The 20,153-nt window shown below is 40.1% G+C and carries 24 protein-coding genes; 9 read left to right on the plus strand and 15 right to left on the minus strand.

Annotated features, from left to right (window positions below; translation table 11 throughout):
• Positions 1 to 129: 129 nt before the first annotated feature.
• Positions 130 to 567, plus strand: a complete 438-nt coding sequence (locus ACFN7Z_RS09010) for a hypothetical protein (RefSeq protein WP_159151516.1) — start codon at positions 130 to 132, stop codon at positions 565 to 567.
• Positions 568 to 629: 62 nt separating this feature from the next.
• On the opposite strand, the gene ACFN7Z_RS09015 is transcribed toward ACFN7Z_RS09010, so the two are convergent.
• From ACFN7Z_RS09015 to ACFN7Z_RS09045, 7 genes are all read right to left on the minus strand, one after another.
• Positions 630 to 1,223: a uracil-DNA glycosylase family protein gene (locus tag ACFN7Z_RS09015; RefSeq protein ID WP_159151515.1), complete on the minus strand. Its 594-nt coding sequence runs from the start codon at positions 1,221 to 1,223 to the stop codon at positions 630 to 632.
• Positions 1,224 to 1,253: 30 nt separating this feature from the next.
• Positions 1,254 to 1,964, minus strand: a complete 711-nt coding sequence (locus tag ACFN7Z_RS09020) for an SGNH/GDSL hydrolase family protein (RefSeq protein WP_010326634.1) — start codon at positions 1,962 to 1,964, stop codon at positions 1,254 to 1,256.
• 178 nt (positions 1,965 to 2,142) lie between these two features.
• Positions 2,143 to 2,466, minus strand: a complete 324-nt coding sequence (locus ACFN7Z_RS09025) for a pyrimidine/purine nucleoside phosphorylase (protein WP_010326633.1) — start codon at positions 2,464 to 2,466, stop codon at positions 2,143 to 2,145.
• A gap of 151 nt (positions 2,467 to 2,617) precedes the next feature.
• Positions 2,618 to 3,361: an SDR family oxidoreductase gene (locus ACFN7Z_RS09030; protein WP_005399526.1), complete on the minus strand. Its 744-nt coding sequence runs from the start codon at positions 3,359 to 3,361 to the stop codon at positions 2,618 to 2,620.
• A gap of 15 nt (positions 3,362 to 3,376) precedes the next feature.
• Entirely contained in the window at positions 3,377 to 4,075 is a 699-nt protein-coding gene (locus ACFN7Z_RS09035; RefSeq protein ID WP_010326632.1) for a histidine phosphatase family protein, read from the minus strand.
• Positions 4,072 to 5,193: a phosphotransferase family protein gene (locus ACFN7Z_RS09040; RefSeq protein WP_010326631.1), complete on the minus strand. Its 1,122-nt coding sequence runs from the start codon at positions 5,191 to 5,193 to the stop codon at positions 4,072 to 4,074. Before ACFN7Z_RS09040 ends, ACFN7Z_RS09035 begins: the two co-directional genes overlap by 4 nt.
• 96 nt (positions 5,194 to 5,289) lie before the next feature.
• Complete coding sequence (locus tag ACFN7Z_RS09045; RefSeq protein ID WP_010326630.1) at positions 5,290 to 6,531, minus strand: acyl-CoA dehydrogenase family protein; 1,242 nt, start codon at positions 6,529 to 6,531, stop codon at positions 5,290 to 5,292.
• Positions 6,532 to 6,625: 94 nt separating this feature from the next.
• Here ACFN7Z_RS09045 and ACFN7Z_RS09050 point away from each other — a divergent pair, with 94 nt between their 5' ends.
• Positions 6,626 to 7,543 (plus strand): LysR family transcriptional regulator, encoded by a 918-nt coding sequence (locus ACFN7Z_RS09050; RefSeq protein WP_010326629.1) that lies wholly within the window; start codon positions 6,626 to 6,628, stop codon positions 7,541 to 7,543.
• 236 nt (positions 7,544 to 7,779) lie between these two features.
• On the plus strand, positions 7,780 to 8,334 hold the full coding sequence (locus ACFN7Z_RS09055; protein WP_004979847.1) for a thermonuclease family protein: 555 nt from the start codon (positions 7,780 to 7,782) through the stop codon (positions 8,332 to 8,334).
• Positions 8,335 to 8,398: 64 nt separating this feature from the next.
• On the opposite strand, the gene ACFN7Z_RS09060 is transcribed toward ACFN7Z_RS09055, so the two are convergent.
• The 4 genes from ACFN7Z_RS09060 to ACFN7Z_RS09075 form a co-directional block, all read right to left on the minus strand.
• Positions 8,399 to 9,001: a nitroreductase family protein gene (locus ACFN7Z_RS09060; protein WP_010326628.1), complete on the minus strand. Its 603-nt coding sequence runs from the start codon at positions 8,999 to 9,001 to the stop codon at positions 8,399 to 8,401.
• Positions 9,002 to 9,188: 187 nt separating this feature from the next.
• Positions 9,189 to 9,680, minus strand: coding sequence for a hypothetical protein (locus ACFN7Z_RS09065; RefSeq protein WP_010326627.1), 492 nt, complete (start codon positions 9,678 to 9,680; stop codon positions 9,189 to 9,191).
• A 107-nt stretch (positions 9,681 to 9,787) separates the two neighbouring features.
• Entirely contained in the window at positions 9,788 to 11,182 is a 1,395-nt protein-coding gene (gene fumC, locus ACFN7Z_RS09070) for a class II fumarate hydratase (protein WP_010326626.1), read from the minus strand.
• Between the two features lie 111 nt (positions 11,183 to 11,293).
• Complete coding sequence (locus ACFN7Z_RS09075; protein WP_010326625.1) at positions 11,294 to 12,301, minus strand: NAD-dependent epimerase/dehydratase family protein; 1,008 nt, start codon at positions 12,299 to 12,301, stop codon at positions 11,294 to 11,296.
• A gap of 71 nt (positions 12,302 to 12,372) precedes the next feature.
• Here ACFN7Z_RS09075 and tusD point away from each other — a divergent pair, with 71 nt between their 5' ends.
• The 4 genes from tusD to ACFN7Z_RS09095 are packed head-to-tail and all read left to right on the plus strand — an operon-like array spanning position 12,373 to position 13,754.
• Positions 12,373 to 12,741, plus strand: a complete 369-nt coding sequence (tusD, locus tag ACFN7Z_RS09080; RefSeq protein WP_010326624.1) for a sulfurtransferase complex subunit TusD — start codon at positions 12,373 to 12,375, stop codon at positions 12,739 to 12,741.
• A gap of 44 nt (positions 12,742 to 12,785) precedes the next feature.
• The gene (locus tag ACFN7Z_RS09085; protein WP_010326623.1) at positions 12,786 to 13,136 is read left to right on the plus strand and encodes a hypothetical protein; all 351 of its coding nucleotides are present in this window, start codon (positions 12,786 to 12,788) and stop codon (positions 13,134 to 13,136) included.
• 10 nt (positions 13,137 to 13,146) lie between these two features.
• Positions 13,147 to 13,428, plus strand: coding sequence for a DsrH/TusB family sulfur metabolism protein (locus ACFN7Z_RS09090; protein WP_010326622.1), 282 nt, complete (start codon positions 13,147 to 13,149; stop codon positions 13,426 to 13,428).
• Between the two features lie 14 nt (positions 13,429 to 13,442).
• Positions 13,443 to 13,754 carry a TusE/DsrC/DsvC family sulfur relay protein gene (locus ACFN7Z_RS09095; RefSeq protein ID WP_004979945.1) on the plus strand — a complete coding sequence of 104 codons (312 nt, stop codon included), beginning with the start codon at positions 13,443 to 13,445 and terminating at the stop codon, positions 13,752 to 13,754.
• Positions 13,755 to 13,756: 2 nt separating this feature from the next.
• On the opposite strand, the gene ACFN7Z_RS09100 is transcribed toward ACFN7Z_RS09095, so the two are convergent.
• From ACFN7Z_RS09100 to ACFN7Z_RS09110, 3 genes are all read right to left on the minus strand, one after another.
• On the minus strand, positions 13,757 to 14,245 hold the full coding sequence (locus ACFN7Z_RS09100) for a helix-turn-helix domain-containing protein (protein WP_010326621.1): 489 nt from the start codon (positions 14,243 to 14,245) through the stop codon (positions 13,757 to 13,759).
• A 133-nt stretch (positions 14,246 to 14,378) separates the two neighbouring features.
• On the minus strand, positions 14,379 to 16,520 hold the full coding sequence (mtlD, locus tag ACFN7Z_RS09105) for a bifunctional mannitol-1-phosphate dehydrogenase/phosphatase (RefSeq protein WP_395441637.1): 2,142 nt from the start codon (positions 16,518 to 16,520) through the stop codon (positions 14,379 to 14,381).
• 205 nt (positions 16,521 to 16,725) lie between these two features.
• Entirely contained in the window at positions 16,726 to 17,625 is a 900-nt protein-coding gene (locus tag ACFN7Z_RS09110; protein ID WP_005399541.1) for a LysR substrate-binding domain-containing protein, read from the minus strand.
• Positions 17,626 to 17,725: 100 nt separating this feature from the next.
• Between ACFN7Z_RS09110 and ACFN7Z_RS09115 the strand changes: the two genes are divergently transcribed.
• Positions 17,726 to 18,142 (plus strand): CidA/LrgA family protein, encoded by a 417-nt coding sequence (locus tag ACFN7Z_RS09115; protein WP_010326619.1) that lies wholly within the window; start codon positions 17,726 to 17,728, stop codon positions 18,140 to 18,142.
• Between the two features lie 9 nt (positions 18,143 to 18,151).
• On the plus strand, positions 18,152 to 18,853 hold the full coding sequence (locus ACFN7Z_RS09120; RefSeq protein ID WP_010326618.1) for an LrgB family protein: 702 nt from the start codon (positions 18,152 to 18,154) through the stop codon (positions 18,851 to 18,853).
• A gap of 19 nt (positions 18,854 to 18,872) precedes the next feature.
• Here the strand turns inward: ACFN7Z_RS09120 and ACFN7Z_RS09125 are convergent, their stop codons facing one another.
• Positions 18,873 to 20,099, minus strand: a complete 1,227-nt coding sequence (locus ACFN7Z_RS09125) for an MFS transporter (RefSeq protein ID WP_010326617.1) — start codon at positions 20,097 to 20,099, stop codon at positions 18,873 to 18,875.
• Between the last annotated feature and the right edge of the window lie 54 nt (positions 20,100 to 20,153).

Here is a 20,153-nt window from a genome sequence, read left to right on the forward strand (position 1 = left end):
ATAAGACTCGAACAGAATAATTGGATCTGATACCTAAATTCATTCAAGGGCTTGAAAGGTTTTACTCAGTACACACTTTGATTTAACATGCAGCCCTCCTTTTTTATCTCTCCTTTATAAAGTTTAGTAATGCAATTTTTTGATTTAAGTCGTCAGTTTAATCTCAGCAATATTTTAACCTCCTACAAAACACTAGAAGATCTTGCTCGACAAGAATGGTTTCTAAGTAAAGTGCGTGTTGAACATGACTGCTTGAGTAACAATGACATGGTTGAAGGGCAAGTCGTTTTAAAATCCAATCAAAATATCCAAATCGAACTGGAGTGGCAAATCCAAGATACAGGCCATGAACTTTTGGTTCAGTTTAAAGGGATCGAAACAGCTGCAAGCGAAGAGACTTTTGTTTTGGTGAAAGGTGCACAATTGATCGATGAATCGCAACAGCCACTTTCGGCAGGTGCACTCAGCCTATGGATTGATGGAACATTATTTCCTATGCTGCCACAACTACGTAAACAGATTAAAGCTCGGCTTAATCTCTGGGACTATGTTGAGTACGAAGACTAAAGCAGACCAACCATCTACGAATGGCTGGAATATTCAGTCATGTGGATAATCCAAATAGTGACCTAAAGTAAGCCTATTTCAGAAAATAAGTTGTAATAAGCCTCGGCTTTTTTCTCTAAAGCCAAAGGATAGGCACGAGAAGAAGATGGCATCCGATAAAGCCTCAGATCTCGCCCAGCAAAATGTGTCTCGGACTTCATGCCAATTTGTGGTTTTAACGTACCTGTGGGCATAGACAGCATGAGCGTATCAGTAGCTTTATCGCCAGTGGTCATCACACTATGACATTCGGGCATTTTTTCAAGTAAATGTTGCACATTGGTTGGGTTAATAATGTGCAAAAACTTATCTGAAGCATTGCCTTTTTGGCGAATCACTTCATAGGCCGTATCAAAAATCGCAATGCCCCGTTCATTTAAAAATGTACGGATCTGTTGTTCTTTAAATGTCTTTTGCTCGATATTGAGAAAATAATTTTTATCTTGGAAAAAACACAAGCCAAATATTTTCCACATATCATTTTGAAAATTTGGATAGTAAAAGTCCATTTTCCAACGGGCCTTAGGCGGTGGAAAGCTGCCCAGCATCAATAATTTGGCATTAGCTGGCAGGAAAGGTTTAAGTGGATGTTTTTCAATTTCAACTGAATGTGTCATAAGCTATAAAAAATTTGTCTTTATTGTATTTTAAAAAGATTGGCGTATTTTTTCAGTCACTTGTTTACCCCAATACTGATAAATTTCTTTGCTCGGGTGAAAGCCATCCTCTGCCATATCCAAATTCAGATTTTTAAATTTCTCTAAATCGTATTCAATCCACTCCATCTGATTTTGCTGTGCGACAAATTGACCTAATTCTAAGTTCATCGCTTTAGCATATTGACCGAACAACCATGCAAGTGGGTTTGGAAGTGCAGGAAACTGATCCATCGGGGGAATACCAGATGCAATTGTTAGTTGTGGACTAAACTTATTTTTGAGTATTTGATAAAGCTGCTTCTGTTTTGCGATCCAAGCCTGCGGCGAAGTGAATTTTGTAATGTCATTTACGCCCACAGAAGTAATGATGACATCAAAATGCTGTGTCTCAAGCATTTGGATGGACCGAATGACTTGATCTGTAGTGAAGCCTGTCGTTGCTTGTAAATAAAATTGAATACTAAATTCTGATGACAGTTCTTTTAAAATTGAACCCAATAACGCATCATCTTGAACATTTACACCAACACCCGCCGCCGCTGAATCCCCCAAAATGAGCAAAGCAAGCGACTTACCCACGCCCTTTTGTCCAATGCGCTCTCCTTCGGGTTCAGCCAATCTTGGTGTATTTTTTTTGACGGCATAACCTTGAAATAGAATGACTGGAATCAAAGCCAGGGTATAAATTTTTAATCGCATATTCAGTGACTGGGTCTAAGCTAACTGAGAGATGAAAATAGTATACGTTGAATTGCACCGATACACAGACTTAAATATTTTTCAGAAATATTGCTGCAAAGTAAATAACATAACACCTATTAAATCAATAATTTATAAGACTTAATATTATTCTAACAATTTGAGTCTTTGTCTTCGGCTATTTTTCTAAGTGACAAATATAATCTACAACTTCACTTGCCATCATACTAAAGCGGCTGTTGGCAGGAACATCAAAACTTTCACCTGCATAATACAGAGTCATTTCAGTCTGTAGCCCAATTTTAACTTGGCATTGACCTGAAACAATTTCAATATGCTCCGCAACATGCGTTTCAAACGTCAGCGGTTGATCTGTAGGCAAAATAACCCCAAGGGTCTTTTGTGAACCATCTTCACATTGAATGACATGACTGATTGAGCGCCCACCAAAATGAACATTGGGCTTTTTTCTGACTGAAACAAAGTCGAATTGTGTGGACATCTTGATCACCTTTTTCTTCAATGCTACCTCGATTTTATGACCAACTCATGAATACACTCAAATGATCATCTGGAAATAGCAACATATGTTTAGAAGGCAGTGGCATAGTTAAAAATAAAAAGGCTGATTTACAGCCTTTTTATTTCAATCATTAACCCAGTTTATTGACCAATTTCAGTGGTAAAATTTTCATTGCTAAACCCAGTGGTAACCACGGCCATTTAGGAACATAGGCTTTTACAGGGGCTTTTTCAATTTCTGCGGCCAACAGTCGTGAACCTGTTTTTTCATCCACTTCAAAAGGTAGCGGTTTGGCACCCTCATTAATTTCTGTACGAATATAGCCAGGAAAAATAGTCGTGACTTTAATTGGGGTATTGAGCAGTTCTGCACGAATACCTTCAGCCAAATGTGCAACACCCGCTTTACTTGCACCATACGCTGTCAAATGTTTCGGCATACCGCGGACTGCACTCATAGACGAAATAACAACCAAATGCCCTGCATTTTGCTCACGGAAAATTTCAACTGCAGCTTCGCACTGCGCTAGAGCTGAAATAAAGTTGGTTTCAACCGTGGCTTTATTAATCGCAAAACTGCCTTTACCAATTCGACGTCCATCTCCAATTCCAGCATTTACAATCACACGGTCTAAATGACCAAACTCTTGTTTAAATGCACGAAAAACTTCAAATACTTGATCATAATTGGTCACATCTAAAACTTTAGGGATAACTTTTATTCCATACTTACTTTCCAGTTCCTGTTTTAGGCTTTCAAGGCGATCTAAGCGTCTTGCACAAATTGCCAAGTTATAGCCTTTTTGTGCAAATTCGCGTGCCATACCTGCACCAATGCCAGAACTTGCCCCTGTAATTAAAATTGTTTTAGCCATGTCTTAATCCTGTCCTTAGATCCATGTCAGTAAGTTTGAGTTTTCGGCTTTAATAAAATGATGTTCATTCAGACTTAAAAGCTGCGGTTCATTGCCCACCAGTCGTAATGTGGTCATGCTGCTGTTGGCAATAGCCCAATTAAGCGCAAAGGTTTTATTTGGACTTAAACCCAAAAGTTTGCCTGCAACCACTGAAATTACACCACCTGAAGTAAACACCACAGCATAGCGCGGTTTGCTTTGAGCCAGTTCATCACACAAATCTTGTAAAGCGACTTCAATTCGACTTTTAAACTCAGGCCATGATTCATCGTACTCATGGTGATAGTCGCCACCTGTCCATCGTTCAATTGCCCCTTCAAATATCTTGGCCAAATATGCACGTGGGTTCGACTCTTTAGCCACATCGGCTTTTAGTAAATGTGGCTCGTTAAAACGCGGTTCGTAATGAGCAAAGACTTGCTGATGATTGAACTCATTCCATGCAGAATCTGTTAAGACATCTACTTCAGGAAAGCATTCAGCCAAAGAAATACATGCCGTTTGCTGATGTCGCTGCATGGAGCCTGACACCACCACAGGCGCTTCTTTTAAGATCTGATCAAAATATTGACCCAAAATTTTGGCTTGAAGTTCACCATTGGGAGAAAGTTGATCATAACTTTCTGCACCAAAAGATGCTTGCCCGTGGCGAATGAAATAAATAGTGGTCATTTGCCTAATATTTCCTTCATTTTAATAATGTATTTTTGAGCAACTTCATTGGCTTCAATTTTCTGTAAACCAATCAATTTAAGTGCGCGAATATGGAGAGCGTGAATCAAAATCCAAAAATCTTTGAAAGCTGGGTTATTGGTCTGTTTATGGTGATAGCGATAATAAATTTGTTGGGCAATCACAGCTAAACGGAAAATGCCAAAGACTTCGTAAAAGGTCCAATTCTCGACGTCTAAACCCGTTTTTTCTAAATAATAATCGACCACTTCTTTACGTGTGAACATGCCTTTAAGATTTGTCGGTTGACGACGTGTCGCTTTAAAAAGTGCACTATCCGACTCTTCAACCCAATATGCCAAGGCCGAACCTAAGTCCATGAGTGGATCACCAAGCGTTGCCATTTCCCAATCCAAGACACCAATAATTTGTGTCGGATGATTCGGATCTAAAATAACATTATCAAAACGCCAATCGTTATGAATTACACAAGTTTTTGAGTCTTCTGGAATGTTATCCTTCAGCCACTTACGTACATATTTAAATGAAGGGACGTTAATGGTTTTGGCTTTTTCAAAACGAGCGTCCCAACCTTCCACTTGACGACGGCAGTAACCATCACCTTTACCAAGATTCTCAAGTTCTGTGCCTTGGTATGGCACTTGATGAAGTTCGATCAGTTTATCAATCACATTGATACACAACTCACGAACTTGGGCTTCTTTAAAATCTAGCTCTCTCGGTAAATTGGCACGTGGAATAATGCCTTCTACACGTTTCATCACGTAGAAGTCACAGCCAAGAACAGATTCGTCCTGACACAATGCAACCATTTCGGGAAGTACAGGATAAAAAGGGGTTAAATGCTTTTGCACATGATATTCACGTGCCATGTCATGTGCAGATTTAGCTTTGGTACCTTTGGGTGGGCGGCGTAGAATTAGATCGACATTGTCGTATTTCAATCTATACGTCCAGTTAGATGCACCGCCTGAGTATTGCGTGACTTCAACCTGCCCTTGTAGATCGACACCTTGTGCTTTGAGCCAGTTTTCTACGGCTACAGCATCCAGTTCTTCACCCGCCCGAACTGTTCCACCTACATCAATCGCTGACATTCTTTTTTCCCAAACTCTCAATCTTTTCTTTATAACTTAGAAGATCATCTATTTTTATTTCAAAACAATGAATTAAAGAGATGATCTTCTCCTCTATTATTTTTTACGACGCGTACTATAGCCACGTTTTGCCAGTTCTAATTTAGCAATCATGCCTTTATGGACTTCATCTGGCCCATCAGCCAATCGCAGTGAACGTGCTTGAGCGAAGAAACCTGTCAAAGGTGTATCACGCGACACACCTGCTCCGCCGTGAATTTGAATCGCCATATCGACCACTTTTTCAAGCACACTTGGCGCAACGACTTTAATGGCAGAGATTTCGGTTAACGCTGCCATATTCCCTAAAGTATCCATTTTATACGCAGCATACAAGGTTAATAAACGTGCTTGATCAATTGCAACACGTGCATCAGCCACGCGCTCTAGGTTTCCACCTAATTTTAAAATTTCTTTGCCAAATGCAGTACGACTCATACCACGATCGATCATCAATTCTAAAGACTTTTCCGCAGCACCAATACAGCGCATACAGTGATGAATACGACCTGGCCCTAAACGACCTTGGGCAATTTCAAAACCTTGACCTGCGCCACCAATAAAGTTAGAAATAGGTACACGAACATTACTAAAGCTAATTTCGCCGTGACCATGTGGAGCATCGTAGTCACCAAAGACTGGTAACATTCGTTCTATTTTGACACCAGCCGTTTCAACAGGCACTAAAACCATCGAGTGTTGATGGTGGCGATCTTTCGTTTCATCTGGTGTATGTGCCATAAAAATAATAATTTTGGCATTGGGGTCGCCTAAGCCTGAAGACCACCATTTACGGCCGTTTAACACAATTTCATCGCCTTCGATCACGGCTGTTGCTTGCATATTGGTCGCATCAGATGAAGCAACGGCAGGCTCTGTCATGCAGAAAACAGAGCGAATTTTTCCATCCAAAAGCTGCGTAAGCCACTCTTGCTTTTGAGCTTCAGAGCCATAACGCCACAATACCTCCATGTTGCCACTGTCAGGCGCATTACAGTTAAACACGGTCGGCGCAAGAAGACTTCGACCTGTGAGTTCTGCAATATGAGCGTACTCTTGAACCGATAGACCTTGACCCAATTCAGGACAAGGCAAAAACATATTCCATAAACCCGCAGCTTTTGCTTTGGCTTTGAGCGTTTCAAGTTGTGCGGGCCACTGCCATTTGGTCCAGTCGCCACCTTGGTTCAGTTCATGTACCTCATGCCAAAAGTCTGTTTCGATCGGCTCAATTTCGTTTTGAATAAATTGTTTGGTACGTTCTACATAATCTTGAGCACGTGCTGAAAGTTCAAACATGGCTGCTTCCTTCGATCTATTTTGATATTTTCGCTTTACATCAACATAACCTGAAAACTAATATGAACAAAATGATTTTATTTTATAGATCAGCATGAACAACATTCATAGTAAGTCACCCATTGATATGGGACTTTTTCATCGCATCGATATCAATTTATACCCACTTTTTATTGCGATTTATGAGCAAAAAAGTATTTCAAAAGCAGCTCAAATCTTGTCGATTACGCAGTCTGCTGCCAGTCATGCCTTGCAGCGTCTACGTAGCCATTTAAAGGATGATTTATTTGTTCGCTCTGGCAGCCAAATGCTTCCAACACCTTTTGCAGAACAAAATTATCTGATTATTAAAAATGCTTTAATTGCAATCCAAAGTATTTCCATGCAGCAGCAAAGCTTCGACCCGAACATGGTTCAAAGCCTAAAAATTGCGATTCATGATGAAATAGAACCGATTGTTTTCCCAAAGTTAGTCGCTCACTTTCAAAAACTTGGATTAAGTATTCAGTTTATGAGTAGTAAGCTTGACCGTAAAACAGTAGATGCTGATTTAGTTTCTCAACAAATTGATTTTGTGATTGATTTGGAACAAAACTTTGGCGATAAAATTCAATTTGAGAGCTTGGTCAAAGACCAGTTTGTGGCTTGTACTCAGCTCCAGCAAATCAATGCTGAATTGTATTTGGCTGCACCGCATATTGGTGTGTCATCAAGGCGAACTGGTGTTTTGGTTGAAGATGTTCATTTAAATCGTAAGCAACTGTCTAGGCAGGTTTTTTTGCGTTGTCAGCACTATTCCACTGCGCTACAAATTTTAGAGCAATATCCAAATGCAATTTTAACGATTCCTCAAAATATTTTGAGCCATTTGCATGTTTCCCCTCTACTCAATATTTTTGATGTTCCTGTGAAACTGCCGCAGATGAATATTGGAATTTATTGGCATAAAAATTTAACTGAAAATAAAAGACACCATTTTTTAAGGAACGAAATTTATAAAATTTTTGCTTAGGCTATTTTTTTATCTCATAAATCCGCTTAGGCTATTGCTAGATAAATTATAAATTCACGCAACTCGACTAGTTATTGGCTTTTTTACTTCGTTAAAAATTTGTTCCAGTTTACTTGTTTAATTAAACATCTATTTTCTTATGAAAAATAAACACTTGGTATCACTTAAAGCATTTTAAATAGTGTATCTGCCATACAATGTCTTTTTGATATTTTTATTTTCTATTGCTCTCCTCTATGTTTGATCACCTGTCCAATAGCTGGCTCATCGGTATTGGCTTCGTCCTTTGCCTGATACTGGTATTTACTTTTTATAAAATACAAAATGCTCTCAGCCAATTTCTCCATCCCTTTAAAAAAGGTAAAACCTATTGGTGTCGAATTACGGCTATAAGTGATGGTGATACGCTAACATGTTATCGCTTTAACTTTCGACGCTCTGAAACCAAATTACGCTTTGCCTATATTGATGCGCCTGAGTCCACTCAAAGCTATGGGCCTGAATCCAAACGCTTAATCAAAAAAATGGTTTATCGGAAAGTGGTTCGTGTTCGCATTACAGACATTGACCGTTACGGTCGTTGTGTAGGTGAAATCTACCGTTTTCGGAGAAGTATGAATGAGGAGATGGTTAAACGTGGTGCAGCATGGGTCTATGAGGACTATATTAAGGATAAAAAGCATTTAAAACATATGAATGCTTTACAAAGTCATGCGAAAAAGCACAAGAAAGGTTTGTGGCGCGGCACCCGCCCTATTCGCCCGAGTGACTACCGCAAAATGAAGAAGTAGTCGACCTGTAAAAAACTCAGCCTAAAAAAAGCCGCTCCATCGTGTAGAGCGGCTTTTTGATTAATTATTTGAAGACTTTAAAGCGTACAGCATCATCCACAAAGCCTTTTTCTTTGGCTTCCCCCTCAACCGAGCCGAAGACCAGTTGTGCACGCAGTTTCCAACTTGCAGGCACATTCCACTCAGCATGGACTTCTTCATCTACAATTGGATTGTAATGCTGTAAAGATGCACCTAACCCTAAGGTATGTAATGCAGTCCAAGTTGCAAACTGTGCTATTGCAGTTGAATGCTCTGCCCATACTGGGAAATTTTCAGCATAAGATGGAAATTGCTCTTGTAGACCCTGAATTACATCCAGATCTTCAAAAAATAAAACTGTACCTACACCTGCTGCAAAACTGGCCATTTTTGCCGTTGTTTTAGCCGCACTTTCTTCATCTTTAGCATAAGACTTCAGTTTTTCAGCCACAAAAGTCCAGAACTTTTCATGTTGCGTATTAAATAAAATCACCGCCCGAGATGACTGTGAATTGAACGATGATGGGCTTTGTTTAATGGCAGTTTGAATCAAATCAGTTAAAAATTCAGGGCTGTACTCGACCTTTTTACCAATGGCATAAATGGTACGACGCTTTGTGATTAAGTCGATGAACTGATTTGACATATTATAAAATCCTTACGGCTATAGTGTGAATGATGACGCAATGTATCAAGCAATATTAATTCCAATATTTGACCAAATAATAAAATTTAGTGCTTTAGATGCAGTTTAAATACTTTCTTATGCTCGCAAATACATAGTTTTGCTATCGATATAAAAAATCCTCCATTTGGAGGATTTTTTGAATGACTTAAAATTTAGCTTCTAAGACTTGAGTGGAAATTTTATTTTTCCATAAGTCACGAAGAACAGGTAAATAGAACTTTTCACCCAGTTCAACCAATTCTGCATCGATCAATGCATGAATCTCATGCATAAATAAATAATCAAGTTCAACTGTTTTCAACTGTTGCTGTGCTTTTGCAAAGTCTTTGCGTTTTTGTTGTGCACGTTTCACTAGAGCATCGGCAAAATCTTTATCTTTAAACTGTTTGATCGCGTTTAAGCGTAATTCAATCACGCCCCAACCACTCAACAACAGTTTGAAAAGTTCAAAGTCAGTCGTGGTTGATTCCCATGTCATTTCTTCAAGATTTTCATTTTCAGGTAGAACAGGAAGTAATAACTCCATAACACTTGGGAAAATCTTTTTGAAATTTAAAACAAATTTAACAGGATGTTCACCCGGATAATCGTTAAATTGCACGTTTTTCTGAACATCTGTCAAATAAATATCAAGCATGGTAACTCATCAGCAGTTTATCTTTAGTCGACCATTGTACCGACTTCACCCAAAGATAAAAACTGCTGATGTTCATTTGCTCTTTAGTTGAGCATCTGGACCAAGGGCTATTTTACATTTGGGGAAATCATTTGCTCTGGACGTACCACTTCATCAAACTGCTCAGCCGTGACTAAGTTCAACTCTACGGCCACCTGTTTTAACGTTTTCCCTTCTTTATAGGCTGTTTTGGCAACTTTCGCTGCATTTTCATAGCCAATCACTGGGTTTAAAGCCGTAACTAACATCAATGAGTCATGTAAGAAGTGATCAATTTTTTCACGGTTTGGTTCAATACCCACTGCACAGTGATCATTAAAACTATTACATGCGTCACCCAAAAGCTGAATCGACTGCAACAAATTAAACGCAATCACTGGCATGAATACATTCAACTCAAAATTACCCGATGCGCCCGCAACATTAATCGTGGTGTCATTGCCTAAGACTTGAGCCACCACCATGGTCATCGCTTCACTTTGAGTCGGGTTCACTTTCCCCGGCATAATACTTGAGCCTGGTTCATTTTCAGGAATACGTAACTCGCCAAAACCACAACGTGGGCCACTTGCCAACCAGCGAATGTCATTGGCAATTTTGTTCAAGCTTACCGCAAGCGTTTTTAATGCACCTGAGGCAAACACTGCTGCATCACGCCCAGCCAATGCTTCAAATTTATTTGGTGCAGTCACAAAAGGTAGCCCTGTCAACTGTGCCAGTTGCTCTGCTGATTTTTCTGCATAATCAGGATGAGCATTCAATCCTGTACCTACAGCCGTTCCACCTAAAGGCAGCTCATACAAGCCTAAAAGTACTTGTTGTAAACGCTTTAAGCCGTGATCGAGCTGAGAAACATAACCGCTAAATTCTTGGCCTAAGGTTAAGGGTGTCGCATCTTGTAAATGAGTTCGACCAATCTTAACGATGTCTGAAAATGCTTGAGACTTTGCAGCTAAAGTATCTCGAAGCTGTGTCACCGCAGGAATCAGTAATTCATTGATCTGGATACTTGCTGCAACATGAATCGCCGTTGGGAACGAGTCATTGGTCGACTGAGCACGATTTACATGATCATTCGGGTGTACAGGTTTTTGTGCGCCTAAAGGATTGCCGAGTTTCTGATTGGCGATATTGGCAATCACTTCATTACAGTTCATGTTGCTTTGTGTGCCTGAACCAGTTTGCCATACCACCAAAGGAAACTGACTATCCCACTGCCCTGCAATCACTTCATCCGCAGCACCGACGATGTATTGCGCCAATTCTTGTGGAATTTGGTTGAGCTCAGCATTGGTTAATGCTGCTGCTTTTTTCACTAAGCCCATGGCACGAATCATTGGACGTGGTAGACGTTCACTGCCAATTTTAAAGTTTTGGAAACTACGCTGAGTTTGAGCACCCCAAAGTGCTTCACTCGGTACTTCAACTTCGCCCATCGTGTCATGTTCAATACGTGTTTGCATTTTAACCTCTTCCTTTTTAACTGAATTGCAAAATGATTATTTTGCGCTTGTTTTCCTTATTTTAATGATTAAGCAAAAATATGTAAATGATAATTGTTATCAGTAAATTAATTAACGGCCATCTAAATTTTGTTGGTAGAAACGCCATCCATCTTCAAGGGTCTGTTCTAAACTGCGCTTCGCTTCCCAGTGTAAAATGTTTTTCGCTTTACTACACTCGGCTGCGACCTGATCTAATTCCACGATGTGCGAATCCTTCACATCGACTGTAGCAATATCACTTTGCGTCACGCTTTCAACTTTTTCAATCAACTGCTGTATCGACACACTTTGACCTGCAATATTAAAGGCTTCACAAGCAAACTGTTGGGTGCTTAACCATTGTAACGAAGCCGCAATCGCATCACAGGCATCGAGGATATGTAAAAAACTACGCTCTACGGTATGGTCTGTGGTTTGTGCACTTTTTCTAAGTTCAATATGATCACGCTGTTTTGCAGCGACTTGCATCAACAGTGGAATAATATTTTTCGGTAAAGGCGGGAATAGTTCTCCGAGCATCGCATTTTCAAATGCACCAGCGACATTGCCCATTCTTAAAATTGCAATTTTCCATTCATTATCCGTTTTTGCTGTATCTCGAATAATTTCTTCGACCATTTGCTGCGACTTGATATACGGGTTTGGATAGCCGAAATTCAGCTCCAAATCTTCTTCTAGATGTAGGCTGGATTCACCATAGACCGCAAGACTGGAAAGATGAACCAAAGTTCGGACACCTGTGCGCTGCATGGCACGCAGTAAACTCATGATACAACTGACATTGTCATTATAGTATTCCAAAGGCTTCAATACAGATTCTTCAAGCGATTTAAAACTTGCTGCATGCACCACCGCATCGATGGAATACTGCTCAAAAACTTTGTTTAAAGCAGGCGTATTTCGTATATCAATTTTGACAAAAGGCACGTACATGCCACTAATAAATTCTAATCGTTCAAGAGTTTGCAAGTTCGCATTGGATAAATTGTCTACAATAATGACCTCTTGCCCATGCGCCATAAAGCTCAAAGCAATATGAGAGCCTATAAAGCCTAAACCACCAGTCACTAAAATCATTGTATACTACCTTTTTATTATGAAGTCCGAATGTACCAAGCAAGATTTGGACATTCCTCTAGTGAAGTTTGATGAGTACTTTATTACTAATTACCTCCGCACCGAGTTCAATTCATGCATGGCATGCTCTAGGTTTAGCGCAAGCACTGCATGGGAAAAATGAACCCTTTCGAGTGTTTTTCTACCAAGATGCTGTTCAAGTTGCCAATGCCCTGCAATGGGTACCTGACGACCAACGGAATCTATGTTCTGAGTGGCAAAAACTCGCAATTCGCCTACCCGTTTGTGTAAGTGCAGCTTTGGCCCGAGGAATTACCGATGCCGAAAATGCACAGCGTCATCAGTTAGCACAGCATAATCTTGCTACAGGTTTTGACTTGGTAGGCCTAGGGGAACTGGCCGATGCCGTTCAATCTGCAGAGCGCTTAATTCAATTCTAAGTGCTAAGTTTTCAAGAATTTGTTGCTTTTAAAAGGTATATTGTGTGAAATCTGTACTGGTTATTTTAACCCAAGCCAATTTGAACTCTTTGCAAGTGCATGAAAGCCTGTCTGCAACCATGGTTCTTGCAACTTTTGGCTGTGAAGTCAAAGTCTTATTACAAGATGCTGCACTCAGCTTATTAAACAATGCTCAATCATTTGAACCCTTAAAACATGCTTTTAAACTGGCTTCAAACATGGTTGATAGCTTTGAGTTTTATGACTTAAGCCCAATTTGGATTGAAACCAAGAATCAAGCTTCTGCTTTTGTTCAACAAACCGAGCAAGAAATAGAATGTGTTGAACTCAATGCCAATTTAATACAGCAGTTTGACCATGTATTGTATTGGTAAGGAAACAATTATGAGCAAAACACTTTATCTCGTGCAGTCTCCATTTTCCGCGACGGAACAAGTGCTGAGTAAATTACAAAACCTCTATCAATCAGGGGATGATGTGGTTTTAATGGGTGATGCAGCCCTGTATATACAACATACTTTTATTCAGCAGCTAGCTTGTGTATTTGTGCTTGAACAGGATGCTGAAAATATTGCTGCTATCCATTCGAGTAACCTAGAAACCATCAGCTATGTTCGGTTTGCTGAGCTATGCTTAAGCCATAGTCGTTGTATCAATTTAAAATAATTTTGAGTGTTTAGATGAATTTAGAATTAGACCAAGATGGTCATTTGGTTGATTACACCATTTGGAATCAAGAGGTTGCAAAAGAGCTAGCAAAATCTTTAGAGCTTGAATTGACTGATTGGCACTTTGAAATCCTCATGGCAGTGCGTCAGTTTTACCAACAGTTTGGACACTCACCTGCAACACGTCCGCTGATTAAGTTTTTAATGAAAACAGTCAGTGCAGACATCAATAATGCCATACTGCAAGAAAAGTTTAATACTGGGCTTGTAGCGCGCCATCTGAGTCGTTTGGCAGGCGTGCCAAAACCTGCAAACTGTTTATAAACTTAAGCTTGTTTAACGTCTGATTGAGCAGCTAAAGCATCGACATAAACCTGTGTCGGTATCGCTTTGATGTCTTTGGAATGTATGGCATCACCACATTCGTTACAAACCAAATATGGCTGAATGCTATGCCCGCAGGTTTTATGGATAAATTGCACGGGACGACCTAAGCCCTCGTCCATCCATTGATCGGCCCATGTTGCCATGGACATCAGCACAGGGTATAAAGCCAAACCTTTTTCAGTCAAACAATATTCAAAGCGCTCTTGACGATCTGTATAGGGTCTTTTCTCCAAAATATCATGTTCAACCAAACGCTTTAAACGCTCAGAAAGCACATGACGAGTGACACCCAAATTTTGTTGAAAACTTTCAAAACGGCGTGCACCCAAGAATGCATTTCGTAAAATCAACATCGTCCACCGATCGCCAATCACCGACAGCGTTCGTGCAATTGAACACGGTTGTTCTCCGATCTCATCCCATTTCATTGTAAAAAACCAAGTCTCTCTTAGGTCTAACGTTAAAAGATTTAAGACCATAAGAAAAGCCCTTTTTACCCAGCTTTTCTTATGTTGTTTTCACATTTTAGTCGGCTCAAAGACATCTGAACGTCATGAAGACTTAAGCACAGCTCATTTCAGCCTTTTGAGGTTGGTCATGGATCATAAAGTCTTCCATTCCCAGCTCACCTTTTTGATATTCATTGAGACGTTTTTGAATGACATAATACAGCGCCTTTTTGTGTGCTTTTGACAGGTTCATCTGTTGAAGTTGCTGCTTCAGATGCCCTAACAATACATCCACAGGCTGGCTCTCTTCTTCCATCAAATACAGATAGCCAAAAATCGCACCACTTAATAGCGCTTCAAAAGAAAATCCGTTTGAAACATTGTACGCGACCGATGAAAATACACGTTCAAATGCACTCAACTTACGCAGTGGATCACGCCCAACCCGACTACATGGGTCTTTATAGGCATACTGGCAAGATTGATCAAAACTTCGGGCTAAACGCGTTAAATCATTTTTGCGTTTTGGCAGATAGTGCGCCAGACCTTGCGTCACTTCTGCAAGCAGTTTTTCAACATAATACTGCACTCGCGGATCGCCCATCGCTACACCAATGGTCTGATGCCCGAGTAGGCTGGCATACCACGCAGTCATGGCATGTACGCCATTCCATAAGCGGTTTTTAATAAGTTGAATATCTGAAATTTGATCTACCAAGATCATTTGACGCATTTTACTGAGTAAGGGACTTTTGTTTTCCACATAGATTGGCATATCCATTTCAGCATTGAAAAGAATTAAATCCATATGCTGTAAAATATGACTCGGTTGGAAATTTTGTCTTAAATCTTCTACATATTCACTGGCACGGCGTTCTTGATCTACGCTGAGTTTACTGACATCTTCAACTTCAATTTGATTACTCTCGTCATCAAGTTGATATTGCTTAAAAATATTGTATTTAATGCACAGTTGACGATATAGATTTTTATCGCTCAGCTTAGATACCATACGGTTCACAACCGTATCGCAGAAATAGTGCTGCTCTAAAATAAAATCAGCAACAGCATGGTCTGTTAATTCTACCAAGGCTTTACGTACCTGCTCTAGAACCAACTGCTTGGCACCAATTTTATTTAAGATAATTAACAGCGTCAGTGGAGTTTGAACTTGCTCATCTTGCGCCAGATAGCGTGCATAGAGGCCCTGTGCAATGGTTGCAGCTTCACTGGCTAATGCATTTTCAACTAAACAAATCGCAATTAAACTCGACTCGACGTACATGGCATGCATCTGCTGTAAGTCTTCAGCATCAATAATATGCATATTTTCAATACGCTCATCATAAGACACTTGCCCATAACGTATGCAATATGCGCCAAAAGCATTTACGGCTGAACGGTATAAACTGTTACGTGTAGACGCATAGATTTTTTTAGGACGCGTATAGCCATCCCAATGCGACAGGATTTGTGCAATATAGCCTCCGCCAATGGCACCAAACCCATGAATCCCCACAGTTAGTTGATTTAAAGTTTGAGGAAAGCTTTCTTGTAAATTAGGCATTTCCAGATGTGAGCTGTAGATATCTAATTCTGTTAGATAGTCATACATATTTTCAAAATAATAATTGGCATGTGCCAACATGCTTGCATTGGGTTCTTTAATATCTTTAAACAGTACACAGATGCCCCCAGCATCATGTGCCGAGCGGATACCATTTTCAGAGTCTTCAAACATGAAACACTGCGCAGGTTCGAGGTTCAGTTTTTGCGCTGCACTTAAAAAAATTTCAGGATGTGGTTTCCCCTTTTCAACCTCATCACCACAGACCAAAACATCAAAAAACTTATAAACATTGGCATTGATTAAATACTCTTCAGCAATCGCTCTTCGGCTAGAAGTCGCCACGGCCATACGTAATCCTGCTTTACGTAAGCGTTCTAGAACTTGTACCAAACCTTTTTTAATCGGCACACCATATTGGCGCACTGTTTCTAATTCTAATTCATCTGCTCGCTTACGAATCTCTGCATAGGGAACTTCCTGTCCATATTGCTTTTGCGCCAAGGCTTCCGCACTTCGAGCGCTTAAGCCTAAACATGCCATAAGGTAGGCATCTGAAAACTCGACCCCAATTAGCTCTTTGGATGCCTGTTTCAAGGTTTGAAACCGTAAACGTTCGGTATCAAACATTGTTCCATCCATGTCAAAAAGCGCACCGTGCACAATATCATTCTTAAATTTAAACATTTAGCCTCCGTTTTTATGTTTGCACTTAGACTATACAAAAATCGGGCACAGAGACTTTGATCTGATTTTATGAAACATTTTTGTTTAATTATTGATCAATAAATTGGCATTTAGGCATTTTTTTGTAAGCATAAGGTAATCTTAGGTAATCAGAACGTAATCAAAGTGATCATTTTTTAATAAAGCGTGTTTGAAGATGAAATATCTAAAAATGAATTTGATCTTTATATTCATCAATGATCGATAACCATGCACGTGTTGCAGGATTCATCACCACGGTTGAATTCCATGCCATATTTAAGTTCCACCGCAAGCTTGGTTGTTCCACTAGACTGACGCTGAATTTTGCGCGATCTAACTGCTCACAATAAATTTGCGGCAATAAAGCAATACCGACACCTGACTCGACCATTTTGGCAATAAAGTCCCACTGGCTACTTTTGCATAACACTTTGGGTTCAAAACCAGCCGCCATCGCCGCATCTAGAATCACATGGTTTAAAGTAAAGGTGTCTGCATACAGTAAAAATGACTCTTCTTTAAGTTCAGCAAACTGTACCACATCGCGCTTTCTCCACTGTGAATCGTAGTTGGAAAGCAAACACAACGGTGAATCGATAATTTGAATGCCTTGAATGCTGGGTTTTAACTCGCCCAATAAAATCCCAACGTCAATTTTTTTGGCCAAAATGGCTTCTTCAATGCCTGTTGCACCGACTTCTAAAAAGTTCAACTCAATGTTGGGATACAATTTGTGAAATTTAACAATTAAGGAACTCAACAATACTGAGCCTAAAGGTGGCAACCCCAATCTCAGCACACCTTGTTTCAACCCACGAATTTGATCTGCTGCTTCAAAGATCTGTTGCTCCTGCTGCAAAATCTGCACGGCATGTAGATAAACTTGTTCTCCCATATAGGTCAGTTTGACTTCTCGCTTGCGCCCTGCTTCACCTTTATGAAATAGAGGCAGTCCTATCTCGTCTTCTAATTGTTTTAAAGATTTACTAATAGTGGGTTGAGTCACAGATAGTTCCTCCGCAGCAAGACTAAAACTGTGACTTTTCACCAGCTGCACAAATATTTTTAGCGCTTTAAAATCCAAAATTATTCCAATTAAGCATAATTATTATTTTATTATTCATAATTACAAGATCAGGTCAAACTTAAAATAACACCAACAACTTATACCCTGTGGTCTTCCAATGCTTTCGTTCAAATTGCCTTATCGTTCTACTCTTCAAGTAGCTTTGCTGATTGGGATTTGGTATATCGGAACGCTGATACAAGTCGCCCTGTCTTTACCGATATCAGGTGGGGTCGTGGGTCTAACGCTTTTACTTATTTCTCTGTTAGCGGGTCTATTTAAGCTGGACTGGGTTAAGTCGGGTTCGGATTTACTTTTAGCTGAACTGTTGTTGTTTTTTATTCCTTGTATTATTGGCTTAATCAAATATAAACATCTTTTTCTTACCCAAGGTTGGCAACTGGTTTTATCTATTGTCCTTGGGACCATTTGCGTGATGACCTGCACTGCCTACTGTGTTTTCTTGGGCTTTAAGCTTGAAGCCAAGTTTCAAAAAAAGTCCAAGCAGTCACATCAGCTGAAAAGTCAAATTTAAGGAACGATCATGCATATTCATTTCGTTGCCTTGATCTGTTTTATCGGAACGGTACTGGCCTATCTTTGGGGTAAAAAGTTTTATCAGAAACACCCGTATGTATTGCTCTCACCAGCGATTTTTATTCCCTGTCTGATTATTTTGTGTCTAGTGTTTTTCAACATTCAGTATGACAACTATATGTACTACAGCAAATGGTTAGTCTGGATGTTAGGCCCTGCAACGGTCGCGTTTGCCATTCCGATTTATGAATATCGCAAAGTCATTCAACAGCATGCTTTTTCAATTGCTTTAGGCATAATCGTGGGTATGTTGGTTGGTGTAGTCAGCTCTTTTTACTTGGCACGTTTATTCCATTTCGATGCTGCAACCAGTTATAGTTTGATGAGCCGCTCTATCTCTACCCCTTTTGCCATGGAGGTCACTCAAGCCGTCGGAGGCTCAGTCGAGCTGGTGATTTTATTCACTGTGATTACGGGGATCGTTGGTGGACTCTTGGCCAACACCGTATTACTTGTTCTAAAATTGGATTCTAAATTTGCTCAAGGTGCGTCATTAGGTAGTGCCGCACATGGTTTTGGTACCAGTACTGCGTTCAGACGTCATAAAGAAGAAGGTGTCGCGGCCTGTCTCAGTATGGTTTTGGCAGGTATTTTCATGGTGCTGTTTGGCCCAAGTTTAATTCACGCTGTCGTTTATCTTCTTGGTTAAACACCATCAATAAAGGATCTCATGCCACACTACTGAGATCCTTGTTGGCTTGTATGTGTTTAAAGCTAAAGTACAGCATCAGCCCCGTCATCAACGCCAATAGAAAATAATAGGGTAAATGTTGATTCCATTGATATAAGCCTGTACTTAGTAAAGGTGCAAAAACGAAACTCAGTGCTTGCGTAGCTGTGCATAAACTGGCAATTTTAGTTTGTAGCGTGGCTGGTGCGGTTTGGGCTGCCCCTGTGGTAAAAGCTGGAATTAAACAGGCCACGGCGATGCCGTAAAAAACATAAGCCGCTTGGAAAGTCCAAATCTGACCAGCACTCAGTGAAAGTAATAAACCTAAAACCATCGTCACAAGACCGATCCAAAGTAATTGTTTAATTGACCATTTAAACCATTTTGAAATCGCCAGTTGCATCAAAACGAGCGCTATCCCCACAATCAATGAACACTGAGAAAAATACACTGCACTCTGATACGTGTCGAAATGGAATCGATCTTGGATATAAAAACCAGCAGTTAAATTCAGGGTGACAATCGCGACATATAAGCTAAAACCCAGCAATAACCAAATCCCTAACTTTGACCATTGCAGCTTTTCTGTAGACACGTCTTGTAATTTAGCTGTGGTTTCGTCCCATTCTTGTGTCTGTGATGCTTGCTTTCCTTGAAAGCCTAGTACAATCCAAGCAGCCATACTCGTTAGAATAGCCACTGCGCCCCATAACGGTGTCAACATGCTCCATGTCAGCAATAATGTCGTCGCTAAAGGACCTATCACCACGCCTAAACTGTTCAGCGCGCCAAACTTCGCCATATTCTGGCTACGTTCCTGTTCACTGTGAAAAGCCGTCATGACATAACTTTGCAGCGCAATTTGTGGCATCGCCATAAAAAAGCCAGTACTGGCACGGGTCAATATCAATAAACTAAACAAAGCAGCAAATGAAATGGCATAACTCAGCCCATAACTGAGTACCGCCGCAAATAAGCCCCAAGTGATCGCCATACCGATAAAACCGATACTTAACAATTGATAAATGCTGATTTTTTGAGTTTGTTTAGAAATATAAATAGCTGAGATGGCCATCACCAAAGCACCAGCCGAAACCAACGCTCCACCTTGCAGTTCCGTCAAGCCCAGTTGCCGAATAAACGGCGCAAGTAAAGGTAAAATCATCGAAAAACAAGCGCCATTGGCAAGGCTGCCTGCAATAAAGATTTTGTTATTGCTATTCATTTTATTATTTAAACCATTTCTTAAAGCAAGATTACAAGGCAAAGAGGTAGCTGA

Origin of the sequence: Acinetobacter sp. P1332 (genome assembly GCF_044057475.1) — a bacterium.
GTDB classification, from domain to species: Bacteria; Pseudomonadota; Gammaproteobacteria; order Pseudomonadales; family Moraxellaceae; genus Acinetobacter; species Acinetobacter johnsonii.

Coding starts and splice junctions, on each gene's coding strand:
- ACFN7Z_RS09060 (WP_010326628.1), bottom strand. CDS start 9,001: ATGTCAAATCAGTTCATCGACTTAATCACAAAGCGTCGTACCATTTAT.
- ACFN7Z_RS09055 (WP_004979847.1), top strand. CDS start 7,780: ATGTTTGATCACCTGTCCAATAGCTGGCTCATCGGTATTGGCTTCGTC.
- ACFN7Z_RS09040 (WP_010326631.1), bottom strand. CDS start 5,193: ATGTCAGCGATTGATGTAGGTGGAACAGTTCGGGCGGGTGAAGAACTG.
- ACFN7Z_RS09030 (WP_005399526.1), bottom strand. CDS start 3,361: ATGGCTAAAACAATTTTAATTACAGGGGCAAGTTCTGGCATTGGTGCA.
- ACFN7Z_RS09020 (WP_010326634.1), bottom strand. CDS start 1,964: ATGCGATTAAAAATTTATACCCTGGCTTTGATTCCAGTCATTCTATTT.
- ACFN7Z_RS09120 (WP_010326618.1), top strand. CDS start 18,152: ATGCATATTCATTTCGTTGCCTTGATCTGTTTTATCGGAACGGTACTG.
- ACFN7Z_RS09015 (WP_159151515.1), bottom strand. CDS start 1,223: ATGACACATTCAGTTGAAATTGAAAAACATCCACTTAAACCTTTCCTG.
- ACFN7Z_RS09010 (WP_159151516.1), top strand. CDS start 130: ATGCAATTTTTTGATTTAAGTCGTCAGTTTAATCTCAGCAATATTTTA.
- ACFN7Z_RS09065 (WP_010326627.1), bottom strand. CDS start 9,680: ATGCTTGATATTTATTTGACAGATGTTCAGAAAAACGTGCAATTTAAC.
- ACFN7Z_RS09025 (WP_010326633.1), bottom strand. CDS start 2,466: ATGTCCACACAATTCGACTTTGTTTCAGTCAGAAAAAAGCCCAATGTT.
- ACFN7Z_RS09035 (WP_010326632.1), bottom strand. CDS start 4,075: ATGACCACTATTTATTTCATTCGCCACGGGCAAGCATCTTTTGGTGCA.
- ACFN7Z_RS09075 (WP_010326625.1), bottom strand. CDS start 12,301: ATGATTTTAGTGACTGGTGGTTTAGGCTTTATAGGCTCTCATATTGCT.
- ACFN7Z_RS09125 (WP_010326617.1), bottom strand. CDS start 20,099: ATGAATAGCAATAACAAAATCTTTATTGCAGGCAGCCTTGCCAATGGC.
- ACFN7Z_RS09095 (WP_004979945.1), top strand. CDS start 13,443: ATGAATTTAGAATTAGACCAAGATGGTCATTTGGTTGATTACACCATT.
- mtlD (WP_395441637.1), bottom strand. CDS start 16,520: ATGTTTAAATTTAAGAATGATATTGTGCACGGTGCGCTTTTTGACATG.
- ACFN7Z_RS09050 (WP_010326629.1), top strand. CDS start 6,626: ATGAACAACATTCATAGTAAGTCACCCATTGATATGGGACTTTTTCAT.
- ACFN7Z_RS09045 (WP_010326630.1), bottom strand. CDS start 6,531: ATGTTTGAACTTTCAGCACGTGCTCAAGATTATGTAGAACGTACCAAA.
- ACFN7Z_RS09100 (WP_010326621.1), bottom strand. CDS start 14,245: ATGAAATGGGATGAGATCGGAGAACAACCGTGTTCAATTGCACGAACG.
- tusD (WP_010326624.1), top strand. CDS start 12,373: ATGAGTACTTTATTACTAATTACCTCCGCACCGAGTTCAATTCATGCA.
- ACFN7Z_RS09115 (WP_010326619.1), top strand. CDS start 17,726: ATGCTTTCGTTCAAATTGCCTTATCGTTCTACTCTTCAAGTAGCTTTG.
- ACFN7Z_RS09090 (WP_010326622.1), top strand. CDS start 13,147: ATGAGCAAAACACTTTATCTCGTGCAGTCTCCATTTTCCGCGACGGAA.
- fumC (WP_010326626.1), bottom strand. CDS start 11,182: ATGCAAACACGTATTGAACATGACACGATGGGCGAAGTTGAAGTACCG.